This is a genomic window from Faecalibacterium longum (assembly GCF_040094125.1).
In the GTDB taxonomy this organism is placed as follows: domain Bacteria; phylum Bacillota; class Clostridia; order Oscillospirales; family Ruminococcaceae; genus Faecalibacterium; species Faecalibacterium longum.
The window spans coordinates 1-538 of sequence record NZ_JBBNIH010000014.1 but is presented as its reverse complement, the minus strand read 5'-3'; the positions used below and the strand labels follow the sequence as shown (position 1 = coordinate 538).

The window sequence follows — 538 nt, the reverse complement described above, 5'->3', positions numbered from 1 at the left end:
CATATACGAATATCCCGATATCCCCGCATTCAAGTTCTTCGCAGCGCTTCACCCATACAATCTGTCCGTTATGATAACGCGGCTCCATACTATCACCGCTAACGTATATCCCGAACTCGGCACCAGCCGGAACGCTACTGGCAGGCACTTGTATCTGCTGGAACATTTCACCCTCAAGAAAAGCTCCTAGACCTGCCGATACTGGCAACTCTGATACAGGCATCATTATGTAGTCGATTTCCGCGGGCTCTTCTGCGTCTGGCTGGTAGCGCCGGGATGCAATCAAGTCCATTTCGTACTCAGCGACTTTTTTTTGCCCGATGTCATTTAGAAGGGCGGGTTTCTGAAAGTTCTTTGTAAAGTAGGAAGGACCCTCCTTGATGTTCAATGCGTAGCAGATTGCAACTAGTTGATAGATGCTAGGAGTGGTATAGCCTTTTTCCCATTTGCTGATTCCTTTATCACTGACATCGACGCCATAGTGACGGAGAAGTTCAGAGAAAGCTACAAGTGAATAGCCATTCCTTTTTCGTGTGCC

The 538-nt window shown here is 47.8% G+C and carries 1 protein-coding gene; it reads right to left on the bottom strand.

Translation table 11 applies throughout. From position 1 onward, the window contains the following. On the bottom strand, positions 1–538 hold a 538-nt coding region (locus AAAU26_RS00095), incomplete at both ends, for an XRE family transcriptional regulator (RefSeq protein WP_349180843.1).